The following is a 7,269-nucleotide window of genomic DNA, read 5'->3' on the forward strand; positions in this document are numbered from 1 at the left end:
GATCCACGCCCCGTGCGCTTACGGAACGGATCGCCCGCCCGTCAGCGCTGCGCGACCGCCTGCTTGACCAGCGTCTTCCCGAAGTCCCACATCAGCCCGCCGCCACCGTGGGCGTCGTCCATCACCGCCGTGAACGCGGTCACGAAGCGGTCCACGTCGGCCTCGTCGATGACCAGCGGCGGGATCAGCTTGATCACCTCCAGATGGTCGCCCGACACCTGGGTCAGGATCCGGTGGCGCTGGAGCAGTGGCACGACGACCATCTGCGCGAAGAGGCCCTTACGGGCGGCCTGCAGCATCGTCCACCGGCTGCGCAGCCCGAGCGACGAGGGCCGCCCGAACTCGATCCCGATCATCAGCCCGCGCCCTCGGATCTCGTGCAGCAGCTCGTAGCGCGGCACCAGCTCCTTCAGGCGCGAGGAGAGCAGCTCGCCGATCCGCCGCGCGTGCGCCACCGTCCCCTCGTTCTCCATCACCGAGAGCACGGCGAGCCCGGCGGCCATGGCCTGGGCGTTCGATCCGAAGCTGGCGGAGTGGACGAGGACGCGGTCCATGGACGAGTAGACCTTCTTGAAGATCCAGTCCTTGCCGAGCGTCGCGCCTACGGGCACGTACCCGCCGGAGAGCGCCTTGGCGACACAGAGCAGGTCCGGTTCGACACCCTCCTCGTGCTGGTACGCGTAGAAGTCCCCGGTCCTGCCGAGGCCGGTCTGCACCTCGTCGGCGATCAGCAGGGCCCCGTGCCGGTGCAGCAGCTCCTGGGCGGCGCGCAGGAAGCCGGGCGGAGCCTCGTGCACGCCCTTGCCCTGGATGGGCTCGACCACGAAGCCCGCCACGTCGCCCTCGCGGAGCTCCCGCTCCAGGGCGTCGAGGTCGCCGAGGCCGATCGCGGTGTCGGGCAGCAGCGGGGCGAAGCCGTCCCGGAAGCCCTTCTCGCCGTTGACCGAGAGGGCACCCGTGGTCAGGCCGTGGAAGGCGTGGGAGCAGTAGAGGATCCTGGGCTTCCCGGTGGCGTACCGGGCGAACTTCAGGGCGGTCTCCACCGCCTCCGTACCGCTGTTGCCGAAGAAGACCCGGTCGAGGTGCGGGCTGTGGGCGAGCAGCTTCTCGGCGAGCAGGCCGGGCAGCGGCTGGCAGTCGAAGCGGGTGAGGTCGGCGAGCTGGGCGTCGAGGACGTCGTGGAGGGCCTGGCGGACGACGGGGTGGTGCCGGCCGAGGCCCATGACGCCGAAGCCGGCCAGCATGTCGAGGTGGTCCTCGCCGTCGGCGTCCCAGAAGTGGGCGCCCTCGGCCCGTTCGTAGACCTTGTCGAAGCCGATCGTGTGCAGCATGCGCGGAAGCTGGTGGTTGAGGTACCGGGTGTGCAGCTCGTAGCGCTCCGCGCCGCGTTCGGCGAGCAGTGCCGAGAGGTCGAACTCCTTGCTCATCGCCCCTTCTTCCGGGTCAGTGCGGCGCTGATGCTCCCGGCGATCTCCACCGGGGTGAGGCCGAGGTCGGCGAGCACCTCGCCGCGCTTGGCGTGGGCGAGGAACTGTTCGGGGATCCCGAAGGTCCTCAGGGGGACGTCGACGCCCGCGTCGCGCAGGGCCTGGCCGACGGCGGCCCCGACTCCACCGGTGCGGACGCCGTCCTCGACGACGGCCACCATGCGGTGTCGTTCGGCGAGCGGGGCGAGGGCCTCGTCGACCGGTTTGACCCAGCGGGGGTCGACCACGGTGCAGCGGATGCCGCGTCCGGCGAGCAGATCGGCGGCCTGGAGGCAGGCCTCGGCCATGACGCCGACGGAGACGAGGAGCACGTCGGCGTCCTCGTCCCGGAGGAGCACGTCCATCGAGCCGATCCGGTCGACGGCCGGGACCGGCGCGCCCACCGTCTCCTTGGGGAAGCGCAGCACGGTCGGTGCGTCGTCGACGGCGACGGCCTCGCGCAGCTGGGCGCGCAGCTCGTCGGCGTCGCGCGGGGCGGCGATCCGCAGTCCCGGCACGACCTGGAGGACGGAGAGGTCCCACATGCCGTTGTGGGAGGGGCCGTCCGTGCCGGTCACGCCCGCCCGGTCGAGGACGAAGGTGACGCCGCACCTGTGCAGGGCGACGTCCATGAGCAGCTGGTCGAAGGCGCGGTTGAGGAAGGTCGCGTAGACGGCCACCACCGGGTGGAGTCCGCCGGTGGCCAGGCCGGCGGCCGAGACGACGGCGTGCTGCTCGGCGATGCCGACGTCCCAGACCCGGTCGGGGAAGAGCTCGGCGAACTTCGTGAGGCCGACGGGGTGGAGCATGGCCGCGGTGATCGCGACGACGTCCGGTCGCTCGGCCCCGATCTCGGCGATCGCGTCCCCGAAGACGGAGGTCCAGGAGGGGCCGGCCGAGGGGGCGAGCGGCTCGCAGGTGACCGGGTCCATGGCGCCGACGGCGTGGAAGCGGTCCGCCTCGTCCTCCAGGGCCGGGCGGTAGCCGCGGCCCTTCTCGGTGAGGCAGTGCACCAGGACCGGCCCGTGGAAGCGCTGGGCCCGGCGCAGGGCGGATTCGACGGCTGCGAGGTCGTGGCCGTCGACGGGACCGACGTACTTGAGCCCCAGGTCCTCGAAGAGCCCCTGCGGGGCGAACGCGTCCTTGAACCCCTTCTTCGCGCCGTGCAGCGAGCCGTAGAGCGGCTGTCCGATCACGGGCGTGTGCTGCAGGACGTCCTTGCCCCAGGAGAGGACCCGCTCGTACCCGTCGGTGGTCCGCAGGGCGGCCAGGTGGTCGGCGAGCCCGCCGATCGTCGGGGCGTAGGAACGCTCGTTGTCGTTGACCACGACGATCAGGGGCCGGTCGCGGGCGGCGGCGATGTTGTTGAGCGCCTCCCAGGCCATGCCGCCGGTCAGGGCGCCGTCACCGATGACGGCGACCACGTGGTCGCCCTTCTCCAGGACCTCGTTGGCCTTGGCGAGACCGTCGGCCCAGCCGAGGACCGTCGAGGCGTGCGAGTTCTCGATGACGTCGTGGGCCGACTCCTCTCGGGAGGGGTAGCCGGAGAGCCCGCCCTTGCAGCGCAGCTTGGAGAAGTCCTGGCGTCCGGTGAGGAGTTTGTGGACGTAGCTCTGGTGCCCGGTGTCCCAGAGGATCCGGTCGTCGGGTGAGTCGAAGACCCGGTGCAGCGCGATGGTCAGCTCCACCACGCCGAGGTTGGGTCCCAGATGGCCCCCCGTCCTGGCGACCGCGTGGATGAGGAACTGCCGGATCTCCTCCGCCAGTTCGTCGAGCTCCGCGCCGCTCAGCGGCCGGAGGTCGCGCGGCCCCCGGATGCTCTCCAGAATCGTCATGCTCGGCCCCCTTTCGTCGATCGGCAGGTACGCCCTCGGCCGTGCGGCCGTGCTCGGCGGTACGGGAGGCCCGCGCGCGGTGGTGCAGCGGGCCCTCCCGTACGCGTCACGTCATCCGCGGTCGTGTCATCCGCGGTTGCCCGAGACCGTCTCGCGGGCCGCCCTCAGGGACTCCTTCAGCGAGCCCATGGTGGCGAGGACGGCCGTCGGCTCGTAGCCGCAGTGCGCCATGCAGTTGGCGCAGCGCGGGTCCTTGCCCCGGCCGTACTTGTCCCAGTCGGTCTCCTCGATCAGCTCCCGGTACGTGGGGACGTAGCCGTCGCTCATCAGGTAGCAGGGTCGCTGCCAGCCGAAGAGCGAGTAGTTCGGGATCGCCCACGCGGTGCACGGGAAGTCCGCCTTGCCCTCCAGGAAGTCCAGGAAGAGCGGCGAGTGGTTGAGCCGCCACCGGCGCCGGTTGCCGCCCGCGAAGGCCTTCTTGAAGAGTTCGCGGGTCTGTTCGACGCCGAGGAAGTGCTCCTGGTCGGGGGCCTTCTCGTAGGCGTACGCCGGGGAGATCATCATCTCGTCGACCTGGAGGTCGTCGTTGAGGTAGTTGAGCACCTCGATGATGGTCTGCGGGGTGTCGGTGTTGAAGAAGGTCGAGTTGGTGGTGACCCGGAAGCCCTGCCGCTTGGCCTCCTTGATCGCCGCCACCGCCTCGTCGAACACGCCCTCCTTGGCGACGGATTCGTCGTGCCGCTCGCGCAGCCCGTCGATGTGCACCGCGAAGGCGAAGTACGGGGAGGGGGTGAACTTCTCCAGCTTCTTGCGCATCAGCATCGCGTTGGTGCAGAGGAAGACGTACTTCTTCTTCGCCACCAACTGGCGCACGATCTCGTCGATCTGAGGATGCATCAGGGGCTCGCCGCCCGCGATGGAGACCATCGGCGCCCCGGACTCCAGGACGGCGCCGACGGCCTGGGCGACCGGCATCCGCTGCTTGAGCACACCGGCCGGGTGCTGGATCTTTCCGCAGCCCTCACACGCGAGATTGCAGGCGAACAGGGGCTCCAGTTCGACGATGAGCGGGAACTTGTCCCGCTTGCGGAGCTTCTGTTCGAAGAGATAGGTCCCGACCCGGACGGTCTGACGGAGCGGCATGGCCATAACTCGCTCACCTCCTGGGGAGCAGCAAAGAACGGTGCCATTCGAAGAATGCGGGAAGGACGGCACGAAGAACACGGAACGCCGATATTCCACCGCGTACCGTGCCGATCCGGACCAGTTCATGTTCTGGAGCGTCCACGACCACCCGTACGGCCGCAACCGGACGCGGTCCGGCCGCCAGCGCGGTACGGAGCGTGGCGGCCGACTCCATGTCGACGGCGATGGCGCCGGTGGCCCGCAGCTCGGCGCGCTCGTGGCCCCGGACGACGTGGTCGGAGCCGGTCAGCGGCCCGGTGTGGACGGTGCGCCCGGGCAGCGCCCGGGTCAGGGCCTTCACCAGGAGCTCGGTCCCGGTGCAGGCCGTGGCGGGGTCGGGGCCGCCCGGTGCGCCCCGTGTCTCGTCGGCGACGATCAGGTCTCCGGGGTGCATCCCGGGGGCGAGCCCGGCGCAGAAGCCCGAGGCGATGACGGCCGCGTCACGCCAGGGCTCCCGGTCGAGGGCCCGGGCGACGCCGCGGCGGGCGTGGACAGGACCCATGCCGGTCCGCACGACGGTGAAGGCGCCGGGCGCGCCGGCCCGGTCGCCGCTGCGCAGGGCGAGCTGCTCGATGCCGAGCGCGCAGGCGATCAGCAGCGGCGCCGCGGAGCCGGCCGGTGGCCCCGGCTCGTCGCCCATCAGTCCTCCCTGGACAGGGCCGGTTCGCCGTTCACGTAGCGGCCGAGGGCCGTGAGCGGGAACACCTGCCGGTAGAGGTGGTAGTTGATGGAGAAGTCCCAGGGGAAGCCGGTTCCGGTGAAGTACGGCTCGTCCCAGGAGCCGTCCGCGTTCTGCGTACCGGCCAGCCAGGCGACGCCCCGTTCGACCGCCTTGGTGTCGCGCCCGCCGGCCGCGAGCAGGGCGAGCAGCGCCCAGGCGGTCTGCGAGGCGGTCGAGACGCCGTGCCCGATCCAGGCCTGCTCCTTGTACGAGCGCAGGTCCTCGCCCCAGCCGCCGTCCTCGTTCTGTACGGACTCCAGCCAGCCGGCGGCCCGGCGGATCGCCGGGTGGGAGCGGGGCAGTCCTGCGGCGGTCAGCGCCGGGACCACCGAGCCCGTGCCGTAGATGTAGTTGACGCCCCAGCGTCCGAACCAGGCGCCGTTCGGCTCCTGTTCGGCGAGCAGCCACTCGACTCCCCTGCGGGTACGGGGGTGATGGGCCTTGCCCTCGTGGGCGAGCATCTCCACGACATGGGCGGTGACGTCGGCCGAGGGCGGGTCGATGACCTCGCCGAAGTCGCAGAACGGCAGCCGGTTGGGGAAGGGGCTGGTGTTGTCGGCGTCGAACGCGCCCCACGCGCCGTTCTTCGACTGCATGCCGAGGGTCCAGCGGGCGCCCCTGGCGATGGCCGCCTCGGTCCGGGAGGCGTCGGGGTGCCTCACCCGGCGGAGCGCCAGGATGACCTCGGCGGTGTCGTCGATGTCCGGGTAGTTGTCGTTGTGGAACTCGAACGCCCAGCCGCCCGGGGGCAGTCCGGGCCGACGGACGGCCCAGTCGCCGGGCCGGACGATCTCCTCGCCGAGCATCCAGTCGGCGGCCCGCACGAGCGCCGGGTGGTCGGCCGGGAGGCCCGCGTCGGCGAGGGCGATCGTGGCGAGGCAGGTGTCCCAGACGGGCGACTGGCAGGCCTCGATCATGCGCGAGCCGTCCTCGCGCCGGACGGCGAAGCGGTCGAGCGACTCAAGTCCTGCCCGCATGACCGGGTGCTGGAGGTCGTAGCCGAGGAGGTGCAGGGCGATCACCGAGTAGACGGCGGGGGGCTGGATGCCGCCCCAACAGCCGTCGTTCTCCTGGCGTTCGACGATCCAGCGGGCGGCGACGTTCATCGAGGCCGTACGCAGTCGGCGCGGGGCGACCTTGTGGTAGACGTGCAGCGCCTTGTCGAGCCGCTGGAAGACTCCGTCCCAACTCGCGGCGGGTGCGAGGGGTTTCGCCGGATTCGGCCGGGCCGGGTCGGTGTGCAGCTCGTCCAGCGGGAAGGGTGCGGGCCGCACCGGCCGCTTGGCGGAGACCACGGTGAGCGGCACGATGGTCTGCCGGGCCCAGCAGCCGAAGTCGTAGATGTTGAGCGGGAACCACCTCGGCAGGAAGATCAGCTCGGGTGGCAGCTCGGGCAGGTCGTCCCACTTCCACCAGCCGAAGAGGGCGAGCCAGATCCGGGTGAAGACCCGGGAGGCGGCGATCCCGCCCCGGTCCCGGATCCAGGCGGCGGCGCGGGCCATGTGCGGGTCCTCGGGCAGGTCCCCGGCCAGGCGCAGCGCGACGTACGCCTCGATGGTGGTGGAGAGTTCGCCCGGTCCGCCGTAGAAGCCCGCCCAGGTGCCGTCCTCGCGCTGCTCGCCGCGGATGTACTGGGCGGAGGCGCGGGTGGTGTCCTCGTCCCGGATGCCGAGGAACTGGCGCAGCAGGAGGTCTTCGGCGTCCATGGTGACGTTGGTCTCCAGGTCGCCCTTCCACCAGCCTTGCGCGTCCTGGCGGCCGAGCAGGTGTGCGATGGAGCGTTCCGCCGCCCGCGCGGCCGCCTCTTCGAGGCCGCCGAGCACGGGTGCGGTGGCGGTGGTGTCGCTGGCCGCGGCCGCTCGGGGGCCCACGGCCCCGGCGCTTCCGTCGGTCGTCGCTGTCATGGCTTCCCCTTCGTGCAGTCGAATACTTCTGCTTCATCGGGTCTGCCGTCGGGGGGGGGGGGGGGGGGCCCGCCCCCCCCCCCCCCCCCAAAAAAAGGGGGTTGTGTTGATATAGTGCCGAAGCACCCCAAGGCGGGGCGCGCGGGGGGGGGGGGCCC

At 71.4% G+C, this 7,269-nt stretch carries 5 protein-coding genes; all 5 read right to left on the bottom strand.

What is annotated here, in order from left to right; genetic code table 11:
- Positions 1-41: 41 nt before the first annotated feature.
- Positions 42-1,427 (bottom strand): aspartate aminotransferase family protein, encoded by a 1,386-nt coding sequence (locus ACGFYP_RS02960; RefSeq protein ID WP_393485680.1) that lies wholly within the window; start codon positions 1,425-1,427, stop codon positions 42-44.
- Positions 1,424-3,301, bottom strand: coding sequence for a 1-deoxy-D-xylulose-5-phosphate synthase (dxs, locus tag ACGFYP_RS02965; RefSeq protein WP_393485682.1), 1,878 nt, complete (start codon positions 3,299-3,301; stop codon positions 1,424-1,426). The genes ACGFYP_RS02960 and dxs overlap by 4 nt, the downstream gene beginning before the upstream one ends.
- A 126-nt stretch (positions 3,302-3,427) precedes the next feature.
- A complete protein-coding gene (hpnH, locus tag ACGFYP_RS02970) occupies positions 3,428-4,450 on the bottom strand; it encodes an adenosyl-hopene transferase HpnH (RefSeq protein WP_393485685.1) in 1,023 nt (340 codons plus the stop codon).
- A 7-nt stretch (positions 4,451-4,457) separates the two neighbouring features.
- Positions 4,458-5,126: a 1-hydroxy-2-methyl-2-butenyl 4-diphosphate reductase gene (locus ACGFYP_RS02975; protein WP_393485687.1), complete on the bottom strand. Its 669-nt coding sequence runs from the start codon at positions 5,124-5,126 to the stop codon at positions 4,458-4,460.
- Complete coding sequence (gene shc / locus ACGFYP_RS02980; protein ID WP_393485689.1) at positions 5,126-7,111, bottom strand: squalene--hopene cyclase; 1,986 nt, start codon at positions 7,109-7,111, stop codon at positions 5,126-5,128. Before shc ends, ACGFYP_RS02975 begins: the two co-directional genes overlap by 1 nt.
- Positions 7,112-7,269: the final 158 nt, after the last annotated feature.

Source organism: Streptomyces sp. NPDC048370, from assembly GCF_043200825.1.
In the GTDB taxonomy this organism is placed as follows: Bacteria; Actinomycetota; Actinomycetes; order Streptomycetales; family Streptomycetaceae; genus Streptomyces.